Here is a 25947-nt window from a genome sequence, read left to right as displayed (position 1 = left end):
AATCGTGGAGAGCTGAAGGAATCCGATGGCAGAGTTCACCGTCAACGCCCATCGTTTCGACCCCTACAAGAACTTCAAGTTCCTGGTCCTGTGGGACGGTCGTACGGTCGCCGGCATCAGCAAGATCAGCCCGCTGAAGCGCACCACCGAGGTCGTCAAGCACCGCAACGGCGGCGACCCCTCCTCCCCGCGCAAGTCGCCCGGCCGCTCCGAGTTCGAGGGCATCACGCTGGAGCGCGGGGTCACCCATGACCCCGAGTTCGACCGCTGGGCCAACAAGGTCTGGCAGGTGGGCGCCGGGCTCGGCTCCGAGGTGTCCCTCGCCGACTTCCGCAAGGACATCGTCATCCAGGTCCTCAACGAGGCCGGCCAGGTCGCCGTCTCGCACAAGCTCTACCGGACCTGGCCCAGCGAGTACCAGGTGCTCGGCGAGATGGACGCCAACGCCAACGCGGTGGCCATCCAGTCGCTGAAGCTGGAGTGCGAGGGCTGGGAGCGGGACTACGAGGTGCCCGAGCCCGAGGAGCCCTCCTTCCTCAACCCGGCCTGATCCGACGTGAGGTGAGAAAGCCGGGGGACCACATGGCGATCACCGGGGCGGCCGGGCTGCTGGCCACCTGGGAGGCGGGGCTCGCCGAGGCGCCCGCCGGGCGCGCCCTGCTGCTGCACGGCACGGCACGCCCGGACCTGGACACCGCGGCGCTGCCCGCGGTGCCGGTGGGTGAGCGCGAGTCCGACCTGTTCGCCCTGCGCCGCGCCCTGTTCGGGGAGCGGATGCAGGTGCGGCTGGAGTGCCGGGCATGCGGCGCGGACATGGAGTTCGAGCTGGACGCGGGGGAGTTCGCCCGCTCCCTCCGCGGCCCGCGGGAGACGTCCGTACGGCTGACGCGGGACGGCTGGGACATCACCTTCCGGCTGCCCTCCGCCGCCGATCTGACGGCCGCGGCCCGGGCCGCGGACCCGCGTGGCACGCTGCTCGCCCGCTGCCTGGTCTCGGCGGCGCACGACGGCATGCCCAAGCCCGCCGACGCCCTTCCGGCGCCGGTGCAGCGGCGGATCGCCGAGGCCGTCGAGGCCGCCGACCCGGCCGCCGACGTGCTGCTCGGCATCGGCTGCCCCGAGTGCGGCACGGCCACCCGCGCCGAACTCGACATCGCCTCCTACCTGTGGACCGAACTGGACGCCTGGGCCAGGGACCTGCTCCTCGACGTCCACCTGCTCGCCACCGCCTACGGCTGGAGCGAGCCGGAGATCCTGGCGCTCAGCCCGCTGCGGCGCCGCTACTACCTGGAGCTGTGTGCGGATGTCTGACTCCTCCTCCCGGGCGCCCGAGGCGGAGCCCGACTTCCTCGACCGGCTGATCGACCGGCACACCGCGGGCCCGCGGCCGGACACCGTCCGGGTACGGCCGCGGCTGCCCGGCCCGTTCGAACGTGTCGAGGCGGTCCGGGCCCCCGCCGCGGACCCGGACGCCACCGGCGCCGTGCCGTGGCCCTACGCCGCGCCCGCACCCGTACCGGAGCGGGACGCGTCCCGCCCCGCCACCACCGAGGTCCGGTGGCACACGGAACGGGAGCGGACGGTCGTACGCACCCGGCGGGACCCCGCCGAGCCGCCGGGGCGGCCCGTTCCGGCCGCCCTGCCCGACGCACCGCTGCTGCGTCCCGCCGCGCCCCTCGCGCCGGGACCCCGCCCGGTGCCCCGGACCGGATCGCGCACCTCCGGGCGGGGAGGCCCGGAATCCGTCGCGGACCGGACCGCGGCGTCCGTGCCCAACCCCCCGGGCGCGGGCGCCGCTCCTCCCGCCCTCGTGCCCACGGCGGCACGCCCCGGTGCCGCGGACGCGACGGCGGCCCGCGCGGCGGTACGGCAGGCCGCGGCCCGACGGCCGGCGCGGGCGCCCGAGCAGGTGGTGCGGGTGCAGATCGGCCGGCTGGAGGTGACGGCCGGCCAGGCGCCGCCGAAGAACGGCGCACGGCAGCCCGCACGGCCGTCCGAGCGGCCGGGTGCGGCCGTGAGCCTGGCCGACTACCTGGCACGGGGGCGCGAGTGAGCCGCACCGGCAGTGAGCGCGACAGGACCGGCACCACGAGAGGAACCGAGGAACTGACGCCATGAGCAACGCACTCGCCATCGCCCATGTCAGCCAGGCCCTCGCCCTGCTGATCGAGTCCCACCTGCGGCCGGAGATCGACATGGCGGTCAAGGTGGAGCCGCGCAAGCCGCCCGCCGAACCGCCGACGGACCCCACCATCTGCGTCTTCCTCTACCAGGTCACCCCCGATGTCTCGCAGCGCAACAACGACCTGCCGACGCGCGCACCCGACGGCACGCTGGTGCGCCGGGCCGCCGCCGCACTCGACCTGCACTACGTCATCAGCGCGTACGGCGACGAGACCGAGCTGGTCGGGCAGCGGCTCATCGGCTCGGTGGTGCGCACCCTGCACGAGATACCGATCCTGCCCAAGGACGTCATCGAACTCGCCGGTGAGCGGCCCTACCTGGCGGGCAGCAACCTCGCCGAGGCGGCCCAGCGGGTGCGGTTCACACCGACCGTGATGGACGTCGACGAGACGTCGAAGCTGTGGGGGATGCTCTACCAGACCCCGTACGCGCTGTCGGTGGTCTACCAGGCGTCCCTCGTCTTCATCGACGGCCGCGAGACGCCGCTTCCGGCGAAGCCGGTCGAGCGGCCCGAGGTACGGGTGCTGCCGTTCGGGGCGCCGGGGGCGCCGGTCCCTCCGCGAGCCCGGCCGCGTGCCGATGAGCCGTCGGGCGACACGGCCGGACGGGACGGCGCCAAGACGGTGACGGCCGACGAGCCCACTTCCGGAAACGCCGCGAAGACGGTGCCTGCCAAGGCCGTTGCCAAGACCACGGCCAAGGCACCCGCCCGTACGCGGAAAGCCTCGCAGCCGGCGAGGACCGCGAAGAGGGCGCCGAGGAGCGCACGGCCCGCCGAGGAGGCGGACTCCGGCTCCGGAACACGGGCGGGCGGCGACGAGGGCGCGGAGAACTGAGCCGACGTGGAGCCTACCGGGGCAGGTGAGGACATGGGGACGGACGAGCCGGGCGCGTCGAGGGCGGTCGACGGCGGCACGATGCTGACCGCCGGGATCCGGCGCGTCCTTGACCGCGTCGACGCGCACGCGGCCCGCGCCGACGAGGCGCGGCGCGACGACGCGGCAGGCGCGGCCGATCCGGGGAACAGCGATGCCGAGACGGCCGTCGTGTCCGCCGCCCCGGTCACGCCCCTCGACGCCCTCGTCAGCTGCTTCGGACTCACCCCCTTCGAACGCGACCTCGTCCTGCTCACCGCCGCCGACGAACTCGTGCCGACGGCGGCAGCCCGGTGCGCGGCGGCCGCCGGCGACCCGCAGCGGGCGTACCCCACCTTCTCGCTCGCGCTGGCCGCGCTGGACGGCCCGCACTGGAGCGCGCTGACCCCCGTGGCGCCGCTCAGGCGCTGGCGGATCGTGGAGCTGGAGGACGAGACACGGCTGACCACCTCCAGGCTCCGCCTGGACGAACGCATCCTGCACTTCCTGCTGGGCTCGCCCTACCTGGACACCCGGCTGCACGGCCAGTTGCGGCGCACGCCGGTGCCGGATGCGCTGCCGTCGTCGTACGACCTGGCCGCGAGCCGGCTCGCCGACGGCTGGACGGAGGGCGGCCGCGATCCCGACGCACCGCTCCTGGCCGAGGTGACCGGCGGTGATCTGCGCAGCCGGGCCGACATCGCCGCGGCCGCGGCGGCACGGTCGGGGCTCGGGCTGTACGCGATGAGCGCCGGGGACGTTCCGCACGACCCCGTCGAGCGCGACCGGTTCGCCCGGCTGTGGCAGCGGGAGGCGATCCTGCTGCCCTCCGCGCTGCTCGTGGAGGCGGGCGAGCTGGACCGTGACCAGCGGGCGGCGGCCGAGGCGTTCTGGGCCGGGGCCGCCGTACCCGTGGTCGTGTCGAGCGAGGACCCGCTGTGCAGCGAGCGCCCGCACGGCGTCCGCGTGGCCGTGCCCCGCCTCGACGACGACGAGCAGCTCGCCCTGTGGGCCGACGCGTTCGAGCCCGTCGCCGATCTGGACGACACGGAACTGCGGTCCCTGATCGCGCAGTTCCAGCTGCCGCCGCACGTCGTGCGGTCCGCCGCGGCCACCGTGCGCCGCCGGCTGCCCCACGAGGACCTCGACGCCGCGCGACTCGCCTGGCGGGCCGGGCTCGACGAGGCCCGTATCGGCATGGACGAACTCGGCCGCCGGATCGAGCCGCAGGCCGGATGGGACGACCTCGTCCTGCACGAGCGGCAGACGAGCGTGCTGCGGGAGATCGTCGCGCACGTGCGGCAGCGCGCCGTCGTCCACCAGGAGTGGGGCTTCGCCGCGACCCTGCGCCGCGGCCTCGGCGTCACCGCCCTGTTCGCGGGCGGCTCCGGCACCGGGAAGACCCTCGCCGCCGAGGTCATGGCCCGGGAACTGGGCCTCGACCTGTTCGTCGTCGACCTCTCCCAGGTGGTCAGCAAGTACATCGGCGAGACCGAGAAGAACCTCCGCCGGGTCTTCGACGCCGCCGAACGCGGCGGCGCGCTCCTGTTGTTCGACGAGGCGGACGCCCTCTTCGGCAAGCGCAGCGAGGTCAAGGACAGCCACGACCGGTACGCGAACCTCGAAGTCAGCTACCTGCTCATGCGCATGGAGGCCTACCGGGGCCTCGCCATCCTCACCACCAACATGAAGCAGGCCCTCGACACGGCCTTCCTGCGGCGCATCCGCTTCGTCGTCGACTTCCCCTTCCCGGCCGAGCACGAGCGGGCCGAGATCTGGCGCCGGGTCCTGCCGCCGCAGGCCCCGGTCAAGGACATCGACCCCGGTCTGCTCGCCCAGCTCACCGTGGCCGGCGGCTCGATCCGCAACATCGCCCTGTCCGGGGCGTTCCTCGCCGCGGAGGAGGGGGACCGGCTCCAGATGCGGCACATGCTCGCGGCCGCCCGCACCGAGTACCTCAAGCTGGAGCGCTCACTGACCCCGACGGAGGTCCGCGGATGGGTGTGAGCGAACGGCCTTCGGCGATACGTGTGGAGATCGGCGAGCTGGTGCTCGACGGCTTCCGGGCGGACCCCGCCCGGGTCTCGGCCGCCTTCGAGAGCGAGCTGGCCCGGCTGGTCCGGCTGCACGGAGTGCCCCTGGCGGCGAACGGCGCCGTGACCGTGGACGCGCTCAGCGGTCTCGCGGCGCTGCCCGCCGGACTGTCCGCGAGACGGCTCGGCCAGGAGCTGGCGCGCGCGGTGCACGAAGGGCTCAGCGGCCACGGGGAGGTGACGGTGTGAACTCCCAGGCACAGCAGACCAATTCCGAGCAGAGCGCCGAACAACGGCGCCGCAAGCGCAAGGAGCGGGCCGCGAGGTCCCGCGCCCCGGAGCCGAAGAACATCGTCAGCGGCGCAGGACAGCCCCTCGACCCGGGTGTACGACGAGAGCTGGAGGAGCAACTCGGCCACGACCTGAGCCGGGTACGCCTGCACACCGGCCGTGACGCCGGGCAGCTCACCCGGCTGCTCGGCGCGGACGCCGTGGCCGTGGGGCAGGACGTCCTCTTCCGCGAGGGTGCCTTCAAGCCCGGCACGGACGAGGGCCGCCGCCTGCTCGCCCACGAACTGCTGCACACCGTCCAGAACCCGCACGGCCTGGGCACGCTGCGGGCGGGGCGGGAGACGGGGGCGGTGAGCCTGCCGCAGCAGGCGATCGAGCGGGAGGCCGAGTCGGCGGCCCGGAATCTCGTACGGCCGGACCGGGAAGAGCGGCCCGCGCCCGAGGTGGAGGAGGGCCGGGCCACTCCCGGCTGGCTGCGGTACGCCACCGTGGACGCCGACCGCAACCGCGCGGAGGCGATGGACCCGGCGACCCTCGTCGACCGCCTCGCGAACTCGGTCGTCCGCTCGCTGCGCGGCGACCCGGAAGACCTCTCCAAGCGCACCCGCAGGCAACTGGCCGGGCTGCCCGAGGAACTGCTCGACCAGGTCCTCGACCGGCTGGAGAACCGGCTGCTCGGCTCCGAGCAGGACCGGGTGCTGGAACTCGTCGACGAGATCGACGCGTACGACGACTTCGCCGACGACCGAGTGGAGCGCGACGCACATGACGCGCCCGAGATCGAGCCCGACGCGGCCGAGGAGGTGCGGTCCGAGCGGGAGAGCGCACAGCGCGGCGAGGCGGAGGAGCGGGCCCGGCAGGACGAGCCGGCGAGCGCTCCCGGACCGGAGAAGGAGCGGGCCGACCACGAGGGCGCGCCCGGAAGCACTCCGCCGAACGGCGGCACCCGCGAGGAACAGCACCGGCAGTCGGACTCCGAGGCTGGCGGCGCGGCCCGGTCGTCCTCCCGAACCGGGCAGCGCGAGGCGGCGGCCCCGGCCCCGGCAGGGGCGTCCACCGTTCAGAGCGGTCAGGGCGCGCAGAGCGACGAGAAGACGCAGGCTCAGGGAGCCGACCAGGGGCAGAAGAAGGAGGAGGAGGGCGCCAAGGAGACGGGCGACCAGCAGGGCGTCCCCACAGCCGGCGCGGAGGAGTCCGCCGCCCGGAACCGCCCCGGCGCCGCCGAGCAGTTCGTCACCGGCAAGCAGGTGAGCAAGGAGGACAAGCGCGGCCCGGAGCAGCCGACCGCTTCGCCCACGGTGGGCCGGGACACCGAGCTGCCCGCTCCGTCGAGCAGGCTGGACGGAGCGCGCAACCAGGATCTCGAGGGCCCCGAGGAGCCGGCGGACGACACTGCGGCCGAGTCCGACAGCACCTCGCAAGTGGAGGTCGGAGGGGGCGAGGCGAGCGCCTGGGACACCAAGCTCCAGCCGGAGGACTTCCTGCCGGAACAGGACCCCGACCTGTCCGCGGTACCGACGGCGGACGCGCGCCAGGACGCCACGCCCGCCGGCGAGTCGCTCCCCGACTTCCCCGCACCCCCGCTGACCAAGGCCGACCGGGTGCAGGCCGAGCGCGACGCCGAGGACGCAGAGGACACGTCGGCCGAAGCGGAGGCGGAGTCCGAGGACGACACGGTCGAGGACGCCGCTGCCGAGCCCTCGACGTCTCGCGAGACAGTGGGCGGACCGGGTGACACCCTGCTCGCCGATCTCGAAGCGGACCGGACGGTCGCGAGTCCGGCGGACACCGGCACCGCCTCCAAGGACCCCAAGCACGGTGACGATCCGAAGGCCGGTCCCGTCACGGCACAGACCACCGTGCAACAGACGCCCGGCGCGCAGGACGGCGGGCGGTCGGAGGAGAGCGGCACCGCGAAGGAGAACGCGGCCAAGGAGGAAAAGGGCACTGCGGCCGCCGGGGACAGGGCGGCGGGTCAGGAGAAGAACTCCCCGCAAGCGGCGGGCGGTACGGCCGCGGCGCCCGCGCCGAAGAGCGGACAGTCACAGGCCCCCTCGGCCGCGGCCGCCGGAACCGAGCGCACGGACGACGCCAGGTCGCCCTCGGCGGCTCGCGACTCCCACATCACCGGCGGATCCAACGCGGACCGCCCCGGCAGCTCCACCAGCGGTTCTCAGAGCGGGGCGTCGCCCGCGGCCGACCACTCCGCGAGTGAGCAGAGCGCGGCCCCGCAGCCCGCTCCGGCACGGGCGGCCGCTCCTCCCGCCCGGGAGCCCGAGCCGGCCGCGTCCGCGTCCGCGCCCGAGGCAGCCGCCGCCGAGCCCGCGCCGAAGGCGGAACGGGCACCCAGGACCGCCGTACCGAAGGCCGCACCCGCCTCCGGTGCCACGGGCGGCGGCGTCGCCGGCAAGCCGGCCGGCCAGGGCAAGGGGAAGAAGGACTCGGGGCCGGCCCCGAACCTCTCCCAGGTCTCGCCCGAGGCCGGCCTGAGCACGGCCGCCCGGTTGAAGCCCCACCAGGCGCTGGAGGCGATGGGAGGGGTGAGCGGCTCGGTCGACCGCAGCGTCGGCGACGAGCACAAACAGCTTGCTGCCGCGCCGCCCTCGATGCAGCGCCCCGCAGGCGCGCCACAGACCCTGGAGGGCAAGCCGAAGACCGACTCACCCGCCCGGTACGCGCAGGACCCGGCGCAGAAGTCGGAGGCACCCGAGCAGGAGAACGCCGAGGTCACGGGGGCGAAGCAGCCCGAAGGCCAGATCGAGGCGGAGAAGGCCGAGGAGCCGAGCGGCTGGCAGACCTTCAAGATGGCGCTCGGCTTCGGCATCGGCTGGCTCGCCGAGAAGCTGGGGTTCAAGGTCGACAAGCAGGAGCTGGCCGCCAAGTTCGCCGGGCTTCCCACCAAGGACGAAGCACTCAAGCAGGCCCAGGCGGGCAACGCGCCCGGTGTGCAGATGCAGGCTGCCGCGGAGCAGACGGCCGGTGAACAGGGTTCCGCCGTAGACACGAAGGGCCAGGAGACCGTCGACACGGCACGCGACGACTCCGGCCGCGCGATGGGCGAGGACCAGGTCTACCCCGACGCCCCCCAGGAGCAGCTGAAGGGCAAGGTGCCCGGCGCCGACGGCGCCAAGGCTGCCGCGCCCGGCAAGGCGTCCACGGGCGCCGTACCCCCGGACGCGGCGTCCACGGTGGCGGAGCACGACCGGGGGCCCGAGTTCCAGGCGGCGTTCAGCCAGGGCCAGAAGGGCATGTCCGACGGTCGCCAGACCAAGGACAAGGACTTCCGCGACTCGCAGCGCAAGCACAAGCAGCAGGTCGACGGCGAGATCGGCAAGAACACCCGGGAACAGACGGGTCGGCGGACGAAGGCCCTCGACGAGGTCACGGCACAGCGCACCGACTGGCGCAAGGAACAGGACCAGGAGCTCCAGAAGCTCGGCGGCAAGAAGACCGAACGGTCCAAGAAGCTCCGCAACGACGTCGAGGACCGCGAGAAGAAGACCGACGACGACGTCTCGAAGCAGAAGACCGACAGCGACAAGCAGATCAAGGACAAGGGCGACCAGGCCGAGACGGACGCCAAGAACAAGGCGGACGGCGCGGCCAAGGACTCGGGCAACTGGCTCACGAAGGCCTTCGACTGGATCAAAGAGAAGGTCATAGAGATCAAGAACGCGATCGTCCGGGTCATCCGGGACGCGCGGGACGCGGTCGTCGGCTTCATCAAGAACTTCAAGGAGACCGTCGAACGCTGGATCGACGAGGCTCGGAAGTTCATCGTCGACACCGTCAAGAACCTGATCGACGACCTGATCGAGTTCGCCAAGGCGATGGTCAGAGCCGTCGTCGAACTGGCGGCCCGCATCAGGAAGTTCATCACCGACCTGATCGCCGCGGCGATCGCGTTCGTCACCAGGCTGGCGGCACAGCTGAAGCGGATCGTCACGGACCTGCTCAACGCCCTCGCCAAGATGCTCAGCGACATCCTGAACATCCTCAAGAAGATGCTCATGGACGTCATCAAGTCCGTGATCGACGCGATCAGGACCGTCCTCGACTACGCCTCCAAACTCCTGGGTGCGTTCGGCGAGTTCATGATGATCGCGATCGACTTCCTGGACGACCCCGGCGGCTGGCTGAGCGGCGCGAAGAACTCCGCGGTGGACGGCGCGAAGAACCATCTGTTCCGTGAGGTCCAGTCCGCCGTCAAACAGTGGTTCCAGTCGAAGATCGAGGAGATCATCGGCGTACCCAAGGCCATCATCGACAAGCTGATCAAGGGGGGATTCTCGCTTGAACGGATCGTGAAGGAGACCTGGGACGCCGTGGTGCCCCAGCTCCCCTTCATCATCGGCGAGATCGTGATCACCAAGGTCGTCGCGAAGCTGATCCCCGGCGCCGGCTGGGTGACGGCCGTCATCGACGCGATCCGCACGGCGATCGGCGCCCTCGGCGAGATCCTGCGCGCCATGGGTGCGGTCCTCGCCTGGCTCCGGGCGGTCCGTCAGGGTGGCGCGGGCGTCCTGTTCGCCAAAGCGGTCGCGGCGGGCATCGTCGCCCTCCTGGAGCTGGCCTACCAGGCACTGCTGGACGGCATCGGCAAGTACGTCGCGAAGGTGGGCAAGCGCCTGAAGGGCGTGGCGGCGAAGCTCGGCCGGGGCGGCAGGGAAGGAAGGGGCGAGGGCAGGGCCCCGGGCAGAGGCGCGGACGACACGGGCGCGGGTCCGGGCAGGCCGAAGGAAGCGGGGCCCGCATCCGAGCACGCGGGCGTCCCGGCCCGGCCGAAGACGAACGAGCCCGGCACCACACGGCCGACCGGCAAGCCGGACACCCGGCCCACACCGTCCCCCCGGCCCAAGCCGGAGCCGGCGCCCCGGCCCAAGCCCGAGCCGGACACGAGGCCGAAGCACACCGATGACAAGGCACCGGACAGGCCGAAGGACGCCACACCGGAGAAGCCGAAGGACCCCAAGGAGACACCGAGCACGACAAAGCCGAAGGGCTCGGAGGGCAGCACCCCGGGCCGGCCCGAGGATGCGGGGCGGGGCAAGCCCAGGGAGGAGGCCCCTGGCAAGCCCAAGGGCGACGGGAAGGAGACCCCGCCGAGGCGGACGGACGACAAGGACGCCCCGGCAAAGCCCAGGCCCAAGGATGACAAGGACGCTCCCGGGAAGCCCAAGGAGAAGCCCGGCAAGGAAGGTCCGGACAGGTCGAAGCGGAAGCCGGACAAGGGCGGTCCGGACAGGCCGAAGCGGGAGCCGGACAAGGAAGGCCCGGAGCGGCCCCGGTCCAAGCCGGGTGAGAAGGCCCCGGGCAGGTCCAGGCCCCACCACGAGAAGAGCGGACCGGGCAGGCCGAAGCCGAGGCGGGAGAAGGACAGACGCAAGCAGGAGGAGAACTCCAAGGAATCGAAGGAGGAACGTCTCCAGAAGATCGTCGCCAGGATCCGCCGCGTGCTGAAGGACAAACTCAAGGGCGACGGAATGTGGGAGGTGAACTTCCGGGAACTGCTGGAGGTGCAACGCCTCTGGTACCGCCTGACGGCGCTCGACGCGGCAGGGAACCCGGACGTCACGACGACGGCCCGGCTGAATCCGTCGGCCACGGTGATCGTCGGAGAGCGGGTGAACCACAGGATCCAGCTCGACAAGGTCGACGAGGACGGTCTGCCGAAACCCGAGCTCCCGGTGTTCCACCAGGCGCAGGCCAGTCAGATCATGGCCAAGTTCCTGAGCCGTCATGTCAAGAACACCGGACAGATCGCGAGCCAGGCAGAGCGGGGCAACCATCCGAACGGGTGGCAGTACGTGAGAGACAAGCGACTCTCGAACAACACGGCATGGGTACGCATGCACTTGCTTCCGGAGGCGCTGGGCGGCATGGCCACCGACAACAATCTCGTGCCCGCCAGAAACGTCATGAACGGCGACTTCAAGAACCAGGTCGAACGACCTGCCTTCGACGCGGTTCCGTCACCTGAGGAGATGGTCTGGTTCTCGTCCAGGGTCCAGTTCCACCCTGCTGGGGCCACCCCTTCTCCGGACGGATATCCGGAGGGTTTCCCCCGGGCGATGGAGTCGAGTTACGGCGGTTATCGGCGCATCGAGGGAGAGGCTCGCGAGAAGCGCAGTTCCTGGCTTCCGCTGTCGGCGAAGCGGACGGTCCGATGGAGCAACATTCCGCTGCCCGGCAAGGACGAGCACAACAAGCTGTTCATCAACCAGGCGGGCGAAGACAGCATTTATGTCGCGACGGGTGAAATATCGATCACGGCAGCCAGGTACATTGCGGGCAAGGATGCGGACGGAAAGTCGACCGGACCTCGCCCCGTCTACAGCGGAATCCCGGACATCGGTAAGACGGTGCTCGCGGCCCGGCCGCGGATGCGTCCCGACACAAGGCGAGACCTGTGGCGGTCGATCGTGAATCTCAAGAAGCTGGACGACGCCGGAAAGATCGACTGGACTTCTTTCAGATGAGGGAGGGGTGAAGAGAATGGCATACGAGAGTGATTTCGCCGGGCGCAGTGCCCACGCGGTGCGGGAACTGAGCGCGCTTGACTCGATCGAGACGGAGACCCGCCCCCTCGACGAGTCGGTCCTCCTGCCCACGGGGCCGGCCGAGGCGCGTGCGGTGCTTCTGGAGCATGTCGAACCGCTCGTGGCCGATCGGTTGTCGGAGTACTACTTCCCCGCCGAGGAAGTGCACCTCTCCTGGAACTCGGTCGAGGGGCCTTCCACCGGCGGCGAGTTCTGCATCACGAACATCGTCACCTGCCTGACCCGCTGGCAGCCGCCGCTGGAGGACGCCGCGCTCACCTCGGAGCGGCGAGCGGTCCTGGCAGGTCTGAAGGTCACGGACCAGGAGCCCTACGCGGGCACCGGACGGGCGACCGGGCTGCGTGTGTCCTTGCGGAGCCCGGAGCCCGAACTCTGGTACCACGACGCGACGAGGTCCAGGCTCGAGCGTCTGGACCTGACCTACGGGACGTACCTGGACACTGTGCTGATCACCAAGGGCGCGTTCGGGTGGCAGTACCTGTTCGCCGATATCGAACTGGGACGGCCCGAATTCCGGGAAGTCGCCGAAAATCTGTCGGAGTCCCTCTCCTTCTTTTCGAGCGCGTTCCCGCGGTACGACTACGCCCCACTGGTCAGTCGCCTGGAGGCGCGCCTGTGACGGATCCCGCCCGCCGGACAGGCGACCAGTTGCCGGGCCGGCCTGCAAGAGCTCACGACATGTCAGAACGATCGCGTGACAACCGACCCCGGAGAACCAGGTGCCCGAACTGACCGATGCCGAGCGGTGTTTTCTCGGTCTTGTGGACGAACTGAGTGCGGCCCCCGGCGTCGATGTCCTCCACGAGGAGAGGGGCCCTGTCGACGAGTACGTCGGCGATGCCGACGAGGCCTTCCAGCTGCTCGCCGACGAGTTGGGAATCAGCCTGGACGCCTCGCTGCACCGCGTCTATCTGCGTTTCGAGGCGCTGTCCAGTCACTGGGCCGTGGAACGCCCGGATCTGTACCTGACCGGAGAGTTCTCCCTCCGGCACGTCGCCGCGGCGATGATGGTGCCGGGTGTGGAGCCGGCCGTGGACGAGCCGTCGGAGGAGGAAGAGCGGCTGTGTGCTGAGCTGTTCCCCTTCGACGAGCATCCGCGAGGGGGCGGCGGGACCCTGGCGGCCCTACGCGTCCCGCACGGCTCGACGATCCCCGAGGTCTGGTATCACCACGCCACACGCGGGACCTTCCGCATGGACATCGGATATCCCCAATACCTGGAAACACTGCTGGTCACCAAGGGGACCTACGGCTGGCAATACCTCTTCACCGATGTCCGGTTCGACGACATCGACTTCCAGGGAGCGGCGGAGAACATCCGGAACATGCTGCGGGTGTTTCCGGAGATCTTTCCCGACCATGACTACTCCGGCCTCAGAGCCCGCCTGGAGGCGCGCACATGACCCGCTACGCGGACATCCCCAAACCCATCCGCTCCGGCCTGGTCGTAGTGGACCCCGACACCGGCGCCCCCCGACGCATCATCGTGCTCCAGTTCAACCCGGACACCCTGGAGCGCAGCATCGCGCCGCAGAGTGCCGGTGACGGTGGTCACGCCGGAGGCGGCGGTACCGGCAGCGGAGACCGCAACGAAGCTCTCCGGCTCAAGGGCCCCGCCCAGGAGACCTGGAAGTTCACCGCCGAGATCGACGCCACCGACCAGCTGGAGATCGCCGCGCCCGACGGGATCCATCCGCAGCTCGCCACCCTCGAAATGCTGGTGCAGCCGACCACCGCGCAGCTGCGGGCCGCGAGCAAGCTGTCGCAGAAGGGGACCATCGAGATCAGCCCGATCGAGATGCCGTTGACGCTGTTCACCTGGGGAAGCAAGCGGGTCATGCCCGTCCGGCTCACCGAGCTGTCCGTCAACGAGTCGGCTTTCGACGTCAATCTCAATCCGATCCGGGCCTCGCTGAGCATCGGGATGAAGATCCTGACGGTGAGCGACCTGCCCGCCGGGCACCGCGGCGCCGACCTGTACATGGCGCACCTGGCACAGAAGGAGCGGCTCGCGGCCGCGGCGCGCGGCGGCGGCCTGGGCGCCCTCGGCCTCGGCGGCGTCGGACTCATGACCGGAAGGGGATGAGGAAAGAGCCATGGCCGGAACCGAGCCTTACGAGAGCGCACTCGACTCCATACCCGGAGCACACCCCTACCCGCGCACCAGCCGCTACCACGACGCCGAGATCGGCGTGCACCGGCGCGCCGACGGGACCGAAGTGCGCTACACCAAGCGGCGGTTGCTGCCTCCGCTCGACGAGGAGACCGAGCCGCACACCGTCGGCGCCGGAGAGCGGCCCGATCTGCTCGGGCAGCGCTTCCTCGGCGACCCCGGACAGTGGTGGCGGATCGCCGACGCCAACCCCGTGCTGGATCCCAGGGAATTGACGGACGAGGCGGGGCGCGTCATCGGTATCCCGCTCACCGGCGGGTTCCCGCGCGGAGAGCGGCGTGTCTGAACAGCCCGTGGGGCAGGGCCCCGTCCACATCCAGCTCCTGATGGGGCCCACGCTGGCCCGCCCGGTCCCGGTCGAGGTCGCTGAGGCGCTGCTGTCCGCCCAGATCACCGCCACCGCGGGAGAGCGCAGCGGTTTCCAGTTCGCCTTCGATCTGACCAAGAACGGGCTCGTCAACCAACGGCTGCTGCCGGAGGGGTTCTTCGACCCCAAGACGCGCGTCATCCTCACGGTCAGCGTCCGGGGCACCCCCGAGGTGCTGTTCGACGGGCTGATCGTGCGGCAGGAGGTCGGTGCCAGCAACATCCCCGGCCACTCCACCCTCACCGTCACGGGCGAGGACCTGACGCTGCTCATGGATCTGGAGGAGCGGACCGCCCCTTACCCCAACCTGCCTCCGTCCCAGCGCGTCCTCGCCATCCTGCGGCGCTACTCGGACTACGGCATCCGCCCGGACGTCTACACCGAGAAGGTGGCCCAGCCCCCGCACCAGGACCTGCGCGTGCACTACCAGACGGGGACGGATCTTCAGTACGTCACCGACCTCGCGAAGGCCAACGGGTACACCTTCTATCTGGAGCCCGGTCCCCATCCGGGCCAGTCCTCGGCCCGCTGGGGTCCGGAGGTCCGGCTCGGCCTGCGCCAGCACGCCCTCAACGTCAACATGGACGCCCAGTCCACCGTGGACCAGCTGACCTTCGCCTACGACGGCACCGCACGCGAGGAGCCACAGGCGCGGTGGCAGGACCCTGGCACCCGGCAGTCCACGCTGCTGCCGCAGCCGCCGATCAGCCCCCTGCGGCCGCCGCTGGGCAGGCGGCCCACCCCCGCCCTCAAGCGCAGGACCCTCTCCGGCACCGCCAAGCAGCAGCGTGAGCAGGCCGAGGCCGAACTCCTCGCCAGGGCAGCGGTCTCCGCGGACGTCATCTCGGGCTCCGGCTCGCTCGACGTCAACCGGCACGGCTACCTCCTCCAGCCGCGCCGGCTCGTCGGCGTGCGCGGTGCGGGCCGGGCCTACGACGGCGACTACTTCGTCAAGTCCGTCACCCACGATCTGCGCCCGGGCTCCTTCCGGCAGAACTTCACCCTCTCCCGGGAGGGGCTGGAGGCACGCAGCGACCGCGTCCGGCCGTAAGTCCCTCGACCCACCAACAGGAGCACCCCCACCATGGCGGCACCCAGCAATCGCTACCTCGGCAAGTTCCGCGGCCGGGTGGTCAGCAACGACGACCCGTTGCGCATCGGGCGGATCACCGTCGAGGTCCCCGACGTGCTCGGCGACACGCCGTCCACCTGGGCGCTGCCCTGCCTGCCGTTCACCGGGCCGCAGGCGGGCCAGTTCGTGGTGCCGCCGCCCGGTGCGGGCGTGTGGGTCGAGTTCGAGCAGGGGGATCCCAGCTTCCCCGTGTGGACCGGCTGCTGGTACGGCGCGGCGGAGGAGCTGCCGCCCGACGCCCGTCGTGAGCTGCGGGCGGGCGCACGGGACAAACCCGTCGTCCTGCAGACCCCGCAGGCGCACAAGATCGTGCTCAACGACACGGCCGGCGCCGAGCAGGGGATCCTCCTCCAGGCCCAGGGCGGCGCCTACATCCGCATCACCCAGGAAGCCGTGGTCATCGCCACCGGCGCGGGCGCCGAGGTCGTCCTGCGCGGCAGCGAAGTCACCGTCAACCAGGGTCAGTTGACCGTCCACTCCAAGCGATAGACAACGGGGGAGAGAAGTTGTCCGGGAGTCTGCTAGACGCGGGCGCCGTCATCGGCTGCCCGCACGGCGGCCGCGTCACGCCCGCCACCACGCCCTCCGGCGGCCTCAGGATCGCCGGCGCCGCTGTGACCACGACCGCCCACACGTACGTCGTCGCCGGCTGCCCGCACACCGTCGACGGCGTGCCCTCGCCGTGCCTGTCGGTCCGCTGGAGTGCCGACACCACCGGCGTCACGGCCGACGGGTCGCCCGTGCTGCTCGACACCTCGGCAGCCCAGTGCTTCAGCGCGGCCCTCGTCCCGCAGGGACCTCCCGTCGTCCAGGCCGCGCAGCGAAAGGTCACCGTCCGATGAGGCCAACGAGTCAACGCGCCCGCACCGACATCGCGTTCCCCTTCCGCGCCGACCGCCGCGGCCGCACCGCGCACGCCCGCCCCGCCGAGCACGTCCACGACCTGATCGAGCAGCTGCTGTTCACCAGCCCCGGCGAGCGCGTGATGCGCCCCGACTTCGGCTGCGGACTGCTCGACCTGGTCTTCGCGCCGAACACGCCCGAGCTGGTCAGCACCCTCGAACTGTCCGTCCAGGCGGCGCTGCAGCGCTGGCTCGGTGACCTGGTCGAGGTCGTGTCCCTCGACATCGAGAGCGGCGACGACGCCGTACGCGTCCATCTGTCGTACGTCGTGCGTGCCACCGGCGCCGTCCGCGAGGACGTCTTCGAGGGGAGGGCCGCATGAGCGCGGGCACCACCCGGCGGGCCAAGGTACGCGCCGCCCGGCTCAATGGGGTCGACTCCGTCGAGGTGAGCGACGACGGGCTGCTGCTCACCGTCACCTTCCTCGGCAAGGCCCCGCACGGCCTGGGCCCCGAGAACGTCCGCGTCGACGGCGGCCGGCGCATCACCGGCATCACCGCAGTCGACGTCGGCGTCGAACGCGAGGAGGACCCGGAGCTGGACGACCGGCTCTACGTCACCCTCGACCGGGCCGGCGACACCTCCCGCTACCGGCTCTCGCTGGTGGAGGCCGACCCGTACGGCCGCCCCGGCACCGACCCGTTCCGCGGCTTCGACCAGCGCTACCACAGCGCGGAGTTCACGTTCCGGCCCGACTGCCCGACCCCGTTCGACTGCACGGACGAGGCCGGGGAGCCCCCGGTCCCGCCGCCCACGCCCGTCCTGGACTACACGGCCCGCGACTACGACACCCTCCGCAAGCTGCTCCTCGACCGGCTGGCGCTGACCACCCCCGACTGGGTGGAGCGCAACCCCGCCGACCTCGGCACGACCCTCGTGGAACTGCTCGCGTACACCGGCGACCAGATCAGCTACCAGCAGGACGCGGTCGCCACCGAGGCCTACCTCGACACCGCCCGCCGGCGGGTCTCGGTACGCCGGCACGTACGGCTCATCGACTACGCGATGCACGACGGCTGCAACGCCCGCGCGTACGTGACGGTCGAGACCGCCGCCGACCACACCCTCGCGCCCGGCACCTACCGCTTCGCCTGCGTCGACGTACGCACACTCGACCCGCACGACCGCCCCGGACCCGGCACCGTCATCGACGAGAACGACCTCGGTGACCTGGACGAACGCGGCTCCGTCGAAGTCTTCGAACCCGTCGTCGCCGCCGAGCCGCTCCGGCTGCGGGTCGCGCACAACGCGATCCGGCTGTGGACCTGGGACGGCGAGGTGTGCGCCCTGCCCCGGGGAGCCACCGCGGCCACCCTGCGCGACGAGTGGGCGGACCCCGAGACCTGCGGGGAGCGCCGTCTGGACCTGAGGCCGGGCGACGTCCTGGTCCTGGAGGAGATCAAGGGTCCGCGCACCGGCACCCCGGGCGACGCCGACCCCGCCCATCGCCAGGCCGTCCGGCTGACCTCCGTCACCCCGGGCCTGGACCGCATCGAGGACCAGCCGGTCCTGGAGGTCACGTGGGCCGCCGAGGACGCCCTGCGCGTCCCGTTCCGCCTCACCACGCGGGGCGGCCGCTACTGCCTGCCCGTGGAGGACGTCACCCTCGCCCGCGGCAACGCCGTCCTGGTGGACCACGGGCGCTCCGGCTCGGCGGAGACGGTGACCGTGCCGCCGGTACCGGCTGTCGTCGCACCCTGCGACCCGCCGGACCCCGGCTGCTACGACCGTACGGAGGGCAACGCGCCCGCCCGGCTCATCAACTCCCTGACGGACCGCGCGGAGAGCGGCGAGGCGCTCACCCCCGACGACGTCCGCGAGCTCTTCGACGTGGTGGGGGAGCGGGCCACCGTACGCGCCGGGCTCGGGCTGGAAATCGCCGGTCAGCGGCACGTGGGGGTCCCCCCGGCCGGAGGCTGGGGGAACGTGGTGCCCGGCACCGCGTACGCCCAGGCCGCCGCCCTGCGCACCCTGCTCGCGCAGTCCGTCTACCCGGGCATCCTGCCCCGCTTCCGTCCTGTACTCGGCCGGGCGCCGGTCACCCGGGCCGTGCCGTTCCCCGACCCGGGCACGGTCGCCGCCGGGCAGGCCGAGCGCCTCGCCGCCATCCCCGGACGGGCCCGGCAGCGGCTCGTCGAACTGTGGCGCAGCGCCCGCGACCGCGACGGCCTCGGCGAGGAGGAGATCGCCGAACTCGCCGTGATCTACGGCCTGAAGGCGCTGGAACGGCTGCAACTGCGCCGCCACCCGGTCCGCGCCCTGCGTGAACTCCTGCACCGGAGCGACCAGTTGCTCGACGCCAAGCTGCGCCGCATCGAGATCCTCACCGCCAGGGCCCGCGCGGGCACCGTCCTCGACGGTCACATCGCCTGGGAGGTCGCGCACAGCTGGGGTCCGGCCTACGCGACGGGCCTCCACCCCGACGAGCCGGCCCTGCGCGGCCCGGCGGCCGCCGCCCTCGCCCAGGACCCGCGCCGCGCCCTGCCCGCCGTACTCCCGCACGAGGCCGACCTGGTCTGGGAGCCGCGCCGCGACCTGCTCGACAGCACCTCGCGCGACCGGCACTTCGTCGGCGAACCCGAGGACGACGGGCGTCTCGCCCTGCGCTTCGGTGACGGACGGTACGGCGCCCGGCCGACGCCCGGGACACGTCTGACGGTGCGCTACCGGCTGGGTGGCGGCGCCGCGGGCAACGTCGGCGCGGAGGCCATCAACCACCTGGTCGTCGAGGCGGGCTGCGCGGCACCGGCCGCCGCCGTGCGCAACCCGCTGCCCGCCACCGGCGGAACCGAGCCCGAACCCGTCGACCAGGTACGCCAGCTGGCCCCGCTCGACCTGCGCCGCACCCGGCTGCGCGCGGTCACCGCCGAGGACTACGCGGCCCTCGCCTCCGCCCTGCAGGGCGTGCAACGGGCCGCCGCCGAGATCCGCTGGACCGGCAGCGGCCAGGAGGCACACGTCGCGATCGACGCGTACGGCGGCGCGGATCCCGACGCGGCGCTGCTCGGCTCGGTGGCCCAGGCCCTGGAGACGTACCGGCGCATCGGCCACGACCTGGTGGTGGGCGCCGCCCGTCTCGTACCGCTCGACATCGCGCTGCGCGTCTGCGCCCGGCCCGGCCACCAGCACGGGCAGATCCTCGCCGAGCTGTACCGCGTCCTGGGCAACGGCCGGCTGCCGGACGGGCGTCTCGGCTTCTTCCACCCGGACGCGCTGACCTTCGGCGAGCCGGTCCGGCTCAGCCGGCTGGTCGCCGTCGCCGCGGCCGTTCCGGGCGTGGAGAGCGTCGAGGTCACCCGGCTGCGGCGGCTGTTCGAACAGGACCGAGGAGAAAGGGAGGACGGCGTGCTGCCGCTCGGCCCGCTGGAGATCGCCACCTGCGACAACGACCCGGACCGGCCCGAACAGGGCCGGCTGGAGATATCCCTGGGAGGCGCCCGATGAGCCGGGCCTGCACCTGCGGCGGCGCGTGCGGCGGCCACGACGAGCGCCTCGCCCCCGCGCCGATCCACAACCCTCCCCCAGCCTTCGGCCGGGGGTACCCCCATCTCGCTTCGCTCGGCCGCACCGCCCTCGACCACCGCGTCGGCGAGTACGGCTCCTTCCTCGCCGCCCTCCTCGACCGGCTCGCCTCGCCCGCGTACCCCGCCCTCGCCCGACTGGCCGTACGCACCCCCGACGATCCGGCGATCGGCCTGCTCGACGCCACCGCCGTCCTCGGCGACCTGCTCACCTTCCACTCCGAGCGGATCGCCGACGAGGCCTACCTCCGCACGGCCGACGAGCACCGCTCCCTGGTGCTGCTGGGCCGGCTCGTCGGACACCGGCCGCGCCCCGGAGTGGCGGCCGGCACCCACCTGGCGTACACCCTCGAACGCGACCCGCGCGCCGAGACCCTGCCCGTGCCGATCCCGCGCGGAGCGCGCAGCCACAGCGTGCCCGCCTCCGCCGACGAGCCGTCGCTGACGTTCGAGACCGCCCGGGACCTCACCGCCCGCTGGGACTGGAACGAGCTGAAGGTACGGCGCCGCCGTCCTTCCCTGCTCACCCCCGAGGACCTCGACCGCCGCTCCGAACTGTTCGTGGAGGGCACCGCGAACTCCCTCCGGACCGGCGACCAGCTGCTCTTCGTCTTCGGTGAACAGGCGGGCGGGGAGCGCAGGCTGCTGCCCGTCGCGGGCGTCCGGATCGACCGCGAGGAGGAGGTCACCGCCCTCACCCTGCCCAAGTCGGCCCCGCCCACGCTCAAGGAGCTGGTGGACGAGGTGCGGCGCTGGACCGCGGCGCCGGCCGCGCCGGGCGAACCCGGCGACGAGCCGCCCACGCCCGAGGTCCCCGACCCGCGCCCGGTCAGCCGGCTGATCGAGGACTTCGACGACCAGGTGCTCGCCCCGCTGCGCGCCGACCTGGACGGCATCAAGACCCCCGGGAGCCTTGCCGCCCGCCTCGGCGAGCCCGTCGCCCGGCTGCGCGAGGCCGAGGTGCTGGCCGAGCCGTACGAGGACGTGGCGGCCTGGTTCGAGCGGCTGGAGGCGGTGCTGGCGGAACTGGCCGAGCGGGCGCGGGAGCTGGCACCGGCCCCGCCCGTGGACATCGGCCCCGCCCGGAAGGCCGCCGTCCTGCCCGATGCGCGCCAGGCGGCCCTTCAGGCCCTGTCCACGGTCCTCCCCGCCCTGCGCTCGGCCGCTCCCGCCCCCCGGCCGGGCACCCGGGCCCAGCGCCCGGGCACCGACACCGCGCGCCTGCTCTCCGCACTCGATCCAGGTCTCGGCAGCCTGTACCCGGCCTGGCGCACGGCCGCGGCCCCCGGCACCCCGCAACTCCTGCGCGAGCTGCTCGCGATGCGGGTCACCGCGGCCCCCTTCGGCGCCACCGCCCCGCTCAAGCCGGTCCAGGACGAGCGCGGCCGGGTCATCCGCACCGCCGACTGGCCGCTGACCGGCGCGGTGCTGGCGAGCATGCGCGTGGTCCACGACCCGGCGGGCAAGGTCCCGGTCCGGGCGGAGTTCCAGTACGTCGAGGGCAGCAGCAGCGACCAGCGCGCCGAGAACCTGCCCGTCGCCCAGCCGGTCACCTTCGTCCTGGGACCGGGCCGGGTCGACCTGTCGACCCGGGCCGCCCACGACCGCGAACTGAGCTGGCTGACCCGCCGTCCGGCAACCGCCGAGGAACCCGGCGTCACCGCCCGCCTCCACTCCGGTCTGCCCGAGCGCAGCCTGTTCGTGTCCCGCCCGGAGGACGACGGCACGGTGCATGTCGCCGTCCACAACGGCACGGCCCGGGAAGTCTCCCTGCGGCCCGGCGAGACCAAGCAGTTCACCCACGGCGAGTACCAGGTGAGCGTCAGGTACGCGGTGGGAAGCACCGAGCCCGACGTCGAGATCGTCATCGCCGGCAAGCCGGCGCCCCTCAACCGCCGTGTCCTGCAACTGGACAGCGTGCACGACGGCGTCACCGTCGGCAGCTGGGTGGCGATCCAGCGACCCGCCAAGGGCGCGGCCGTACCCGGCGACGCCAAGCTCGCCCTCGTCACCACCCAGGTCGTGGCGGCGCGCACGGCGGCGTACTCCAACTACGGCATCACCGGCCGGGGCACCGAACTCACCCTGGCGGACCCCTGGCTGGACGAGTTCGACGTCCTGCTCTCGCACATCCGCGACACCACCGTGCACGCGGCGGGCGAGCCGCTGCGCCCGGCCGACGAGCCGCTCGGCGAGGACGTGCACGGCAACGAGATCGAACTCGCCGAGCTCTACGACGGGTTGCGGCCCGGCCGCACCCTCATCGTCAGCGGCGAGCGCACCGACGTCCCGGGCACGGTCGGTGTCACCACCACCGAGGTGGTCACCATCGCGGCCGCCGACCCGGCCGTCGACCCGCAGCTCCCCGGCGACCACGTCCACACCCGGCTCACGCTCACCACCGACCTGGTCCACCGCTACCACCGGGCGAGCGTCCGCATCCTCGGCAACGTCGTCGAGGCCACCCACGGCGAGAGCCGCGAGGAGGCCATCGGCAGCGGCGACTCCGACCGCGTCAACCAGACCTTCGCCCTCTGGCAGTCCCCGCTGACCTGGCTCGCCGCCGACAACCCCCTCGGCGCCACACCGGTCCTGGAGATCCGCGTGGACGGCGTGCTCTGGCACGAGGTCGACAGCCTCGCCGGGCGCGGTGCCACCGAGCGCGTGTACATCACCGGCACCGCCTCCGACGGCCGGACGACCGTGACCTTCGGCGACGGCATGCACGGCGCCCGGCTGCCCAGCGGCCACGAGAACGTCCGGGCCCGCTACCGCTTCGGCACCGGCAAGGCGGCCAACATCCCGGCCGACCGGATCACCCAGCCCCTCACCCGCCCGCTCGGCGTCACCGCGGTCACCAACCCCCGCCCGGCGACGGGCGGCGCGGACGCGGACGGGCCCGGACTCACCCGGCGTACGATCCCGCTCGCCGTCTCCGCCCTGGACCGGCTGGTCTCCGAGGCCGACTACGAGGACTTCGCCCGCTCCCGCGCCGGTATCGGCCGCGCGGCGGCCCGTGAACTCTTCGACGGACGGCGGCGCGTGCTGCACGTGACGGTCGCCGGCACCGACGACGTGCCGCTCGCCGAGGACAACCTGCGGCCCCTGCGCGCCGCGCTGACCGAGTACGGCGACCCGAACCTGCCGGTCCGGGTGGACGCGCGCGAACTCGTTCTGCTGCTGATCTCCGCCAAGGTGAAGCTCGCCCCGGACCACGCCTGGGAGATCGTCGAACCCAGGCTCCGGCAGGCGCTGCTGCTCCGACTCGGGTACGAGGGCCGGGAGCCGGCCGAGCCCGCCCGCCTCTCCGAGGTCCTCGCCACCGCGCACACCGTGCCCGGCGTCGACCACGTGGACGTGGACGTCTTCACCGGCGTACCCGCCTCCGCCACCCCGGAGCAGCTGACCGCCCTGCTCGCGAGCCCCGGCACGCCGAGGGCGTCGGTCCCCGCGCACCCGGCGGCGTACGAGGAGCGGACCCACACGGTCCGCGATCCGAACGGCGAGACCCTGACGTCCGTCTGCGCCCGCTACGGCCTGCCGCTCGCCGAACTCCTGCGTCTCAACCCCGACATCACCGACACCCGGCGCCTGGACCACGGCCGGACGGTGTTCGTCTTCCGCGGTATCCGCCCCGCCCAGCTCACCATGCTGTCGGCACGGGCCGCGGACACCCTGATTCTGACGGAGGTCAAGTGATGACCGTGGAGTCGACGGATGCCGCGTGGGAGACACCGGCCGCGGTGGCCCCGAGGGAACCCGACGGGCTCGCCGAGCTGCTGCCCCGCTGGCACCTGCTGCGCGACGCGGAGGAGGGCGAACCGCTGCGGGCCCTGCTCGCGGTGATCGCCGAACAGCTCGACCGGGTCCGCGACGGCGTCCAGCAGGGCTACGAGGACCTGTTCGTGGAGACCGCGGCGCCCTGGGTGCTGCCGTACCTCGGAGATCTGGTCGGTTACCGCACCCTGCCGGGCTACGAGAGGGTCCTCACCACCGGTCTGCGCGGCGGCGGCCGGAACGCGCTCGCCGAGGCGATCGCCCCGCGCCGGGACGTGGCGGCCACGGTCGCCAACCGGCGCCGCAAGGGCACCCTCCACCTCCTGGAGGAGCTGGCCGAGCAGGTGGCCGACTGGCCCGCGCGCGCCGTCGAGCTGTCCCGGCACGTCGCCCACACCCAGCCGGTCAAGCTGTACGGCACCGGTCGGCGCGGGGACCGCGGCCGCCTCCTCGACCTGCGGGACGGCGGCGCGCTCGCCCTGGCGGGCGGCCCCTTCGAGGAGACGGCCCGAACGGTCGACGTGCGACGCGCCAACTCCCGTAGGAGACAAGGCGGTCGGACTCCGGCCGGGGTGGGCCTCTTCGTCTGGCGGCTGAAGCCGTACTCCCTGACCTCCTCCCCGGCCTACTGCATCGACCGAGCCCGCAACCTCTACACCTTCTCGATCCTCGGCAACGACACCCCCCTGGTCACCAAGCCGGCCCCGGAGCCCTCGTCCGCACACATCGCCGCCGTCGACAACGTCCCCGCGTTCATCACCCGCCGCCTGCTGCACGACCGGCTCGCCGACTACTACGGCCCCGGCAAGAGCCTCGTCATCCGGCGCGACGGCGAGGACCAGCCCGTACCGCCCGCCGACATCGTCGTCGCCGACCTGTCCGACTGGCGCTACCGGCCCAGGCGCGGGCAGGTCGCCGTCGACCCGGAGCTGGGCCGGATCGCGTTCGGCTCCCGCTCCGCGCCCCGGCAGGGCGTGTGGGCCGACTACCACTACGCGTCCGGCGCCGACACGGGCGGCGGCGAGTACGAGCGCCCCGACCGCGAGCCCCGCCCCGACGCCGAGTTCTACCGGGTCGGCCCCGGACAGCCGTACCAGCGGATCATGGACGCCTACCGGGCCTGGCAGGACGAGGGCAGCCCGGAGAGCACCGGCATCATCGAGATCACCCACAGCGGCGCCCACCAGGAGCAGCTGGACTTCGACCTCGACCCCGGCGACCGCCTCGAACTGCGGGCCGCCGAGGGCACCCGGCCGGTGATCCGGCTGCTGGACTGGTACAGCAACCGCCCCGACGCCCTCAACATCCGCGCGGTGCACGGCGACTGCGCCCCGCACGAGCGGCCGAGGATCGTCCTCGACGGACTGCTCGTCACCGGACGCGGCATCAACGTCACCGGCCCGATGGGAGCCGTCGTCGTCCGGCACTCGACGCTCGTACCCGGCTGGTCGCTGGAGCCCGGGTGCGAGCCGCACTCGCCCGAGGAGCCCAGCATCGTCCTGGAACGCACCACCGCCTGTGTCCAGATCGAGCACAGCATCCTCGGCACCATCGAGGTCATCGGCGACGAAGTGAGCGAGGACCCCCTCGACATCCATCTGCGCGACAGCGTCCTCGACGCCACCGGGGACGACCGCGAGGCCCTCTCCGCCCCCGACTGCCGCCACGCCCACGCCGTCCTGCACCTGCACCGCACGACCGTCATCGGCGAAGTGCACACGCACGCCGTGGAGATCGCCGAGAACTCGATCCTCACCGGCAGGCTCCACGTGGCCCGGCGCGGCATCGGCTGCCTGCGGTACTGCTACGTCCCGCCCGGCTCGCGCACCCCGCGCCGCCACCGCTGCCAGCCGGATCTGGTCGGCCCCGAGCAGGCCGGGCGCGTACGGCCGCTGTTCGCCTCCGAGCGCTACGGGACGCCGTGGTACGGCCAGTTGGCGGACCGGTGCGCCGAGGAGATCCGGCGCGGCGCGGACGACGGGGCCGAACTCGGCGCCTTCCACGACCTGTACCGGCCACAGCGCGAGGACGGCCTCCGGGCGCGGCTCGCCGAGTACGCCCCTGCGGGCGCGGACGCCGGGATCTTCTTCGTGACGTGAGCAGTGCCGACCGACGGACCACCCGCAGACTTCCGAACCAGGGGGACCCCCTT

At 72.6% G+C, this 25947-nt stretch carries 18 protein-coding genes; all 18 read left to right on the top strand.

Annotated elements, in window-relative coordinates:
* The first annotated feature begins 25 nt into the window (after positions 1-25).
* The 18 genes from AVL59_RS30540 (at position 26) to AVL59_RS30455 (ending at position 25894) form a co-directional block, all read left to right on the top strand.
* Entirely contained in the window at positions 26-550 is a 525-nt protein-coding gene (locus AVL59_RS30540; protein ID WP_067310862.1) for a phage tail protein, read from the top strand.
* A 32-nt stretch (positions 551-582) separates the two neighbouring features.
* Positions 583-1311, top strand: a complete 729-nt coding sequence (locus AVL59_RS30535) for a T4 family baseplate hub assembly chaperone (protein WP_067310860.1) — start codon at positions 583-585, stop codon at positions 1309-1311.
* Positions 1304-2053 (top strand): hypothetical protein, encoded by a 750-nt coding sequence (locus AVL59_RS30530; protein WP_067310858.1) that lies wholly within the window; start codon positions 1304-1306, stop codon positions 2051-2053. The genes AVL59_RS30535 and AVL59_RS30530 overlap by 8 nt, the downstream gene beginning before the upstream one ends.
* Positions 2054-2114: 61 nt before the next feature.
* The gene (locus tag AVL59_RS30525) at positions 2115-3020 is read left to right on the top strand and encodes a Pvc16 family protein (protein ID WP_067310855.1); all 906 of its coding nucleotides are present in this window, start codon (positions 2115-2117) and stop codon (positions 3018-3020) included.
* 33 nt (positions 3021-3053) lie between these two features.
* A complete protein-coding gene (locus AVL59_RS30520) occupies positions 3054-5045 on the top strand; it encodes an ATP-binding protein (protein WP_067310852.1) in 1992 nt (663 codons plus the stop codon).
* Positions 5036-5320 carry a hypothetical protein gene (locus AVL59_RS30515; protein ID WP_067310850.1) on the top strand — a complete coding sequence of 95 codons (285 nt, stop codon included), beginning with the start codon at positions 5036-5038 and terminating at the stop codon, positions 5318-5320. The genes AVL59_RS30520 and AVL59_RS30515 overlap by 10 nt, the downstream gene beginning before the upstream one ends.
* The gene (locus AVL59_RS30510; RefSeq protein ID WP_067310848.1) at positions 5317-11841 is read left to right on the top strand and encodes an eCIS core domain-containing protein; all 6525 of its coding nucleotides are present in this window, start codon (positions 5317-5319) and stop codon (positions 11839-11841) included. The genes AVL59_RS30515 and AVL59_RS30510 overlap by 4 nt, the downstream gene beginning before the upstream one ends.
* Positions 11842-11857: 16 nt before the next feature.
* Positions 11858-12541: a hypothetical protein gene (locus AVL59_RS30505; protein WP_067310845.1), complete on the top strand. Its 684-nt coding sequence runs from the start codon at positions 11858-11860 to the stop codon at positions 12539-12541.
* A gap of 100 nt (positions 12542-12641) precedes the next feature.
* Positions 12642-13325 carry a hypothetical protein gene (locus tag AVL59_RS30500; RefSeq protein WP_067310843.1) on the top strand — a complete coding sequence of 228 codons (684 nt, stop codon included), beginning with the start codon at positions 12642-12644 and terminating at the stop codon, positions 13323-13325.
* A complete protein-coding gene (locus AVL59_RS30495) occupies positions 13322-14008 on the top strand; it encodes a hypothetical protein (protein WP_067310840.1) in 687 nt (228 codons plus the stop codon). Before AVL59_RS30500 ends, AVL59_RS30495 begins: the two co-directional genes overlap by 4 nt.
* Before the next feature lie 10 nt (positions 14009-14018).
* Complete coding sequence (locus AVL59_RS30490) at positions 14019-14381, top strand: LysM peptidoglycan-binding domain-containing protein (protein WP_067310837.1); 363 nt, start codon at positions 14019-14021, stop codon at positions 14379-14381.
* The gene (locus AVL59_RS30485; protein WP_067310835.1) at positions 14374-15513 is read left to right on the top strand and encodes a hypothetical protein; all 1140 of its coding nucleotides are present in this window, start codon (positions 14374-14376) and stop codon (positions 15511-15513) included. The genes AVL59_RS30490 and AVL59_RS30485 overlap by 8 nt, the downstream gene beginning before the upstream one ends.
* 33 nt (positions 15514-15546) lie before the next feature.
* Complete coding sequence (locus tag AVL59_RS30480; protein WP_067310832.1) at positions 15547-16083, top strand: phage baseplate assembly protein V; 537 nt, start codon at positions 15547-15549, stop codon at positions 16081-16083.
* A 17-nt stretch (positions 16084-16100) separates the two neighbouring features.
* Positions 16101-16436, top strand: a complete 336-nt coding sequence (locus AVL59_RS30475) for a hypothetical protein (protein WP_067310829.1) — start codon at positions 16101-16103, stop codon at positions 16434-16436.
* A complete protein-coding gene (locus tag AVL59_RS30470) occupies positions 16433-16819 on the top strand; it encodes a GPW/gp25 family protein (protein WP_067310826.1) in 387 nt (128 codons plus the stop codon). Before AVL59_RS30475 ends, AVL59_RS30470 begins: the two co-directional genes overlap by 4 nt.
* Complete coding sequence (locus AVL59_RS30465; protein WP_067310823.1) at positions 16816-19941, top strand: putative baseplate assembly protein; 3126 nt, start codon at positions 16816-16818, stop codon at positions 19939-19941. Before AVL59_RS30470 ends, AVL59_RS30465 begins: the two co-directional genes overlap by 4 nt.
* A complete protein-coding gene (locus AVL59_RS30460; protein WP_067310820.1) occupies positions 19938-23717 on the top strand; it encodes a putative baseplate assembly protein in 3780 nt (1259 codons plus the stop codon). Before AVL59_RS30465 ends, AVL59_RS30460 begins: the two co-directional genes overlap by 4 nt.
* Positions 23717-25894 carry a hypothetical protein gene (locus AVL59_RS30455; RefSeq protein ID WP_067310817.1) on the top strand — a complete coding sequence of 726 codons (2178 nt, stop codon included), beginning with the start codon at positions 23717-23719 and terminating at the stop codon, positions 25892-25894. Before AVL59_RS30460 ends, AVL59_RS30455 begins: the two co-directional genes overlap by 1 nt.
* The last annotated feature ends 53 nt before the right edge of the window (positions 25895-25947 follow it).

The organism is Streptomyces griseochromogenes (genome assembly GCF_001542625.1).
GTDB lineage: Bacteria > Actinomycetota > Actinomycetes > Streptomycetales > Streptomycetaceae > Streptomyces > Streptomyces griseochromogenes.
The sequence above is the reverse complement of the archived record's forward strand: the minus strand, read 5'-3'. Positions and strand labels throughout refer to the sequence as shown.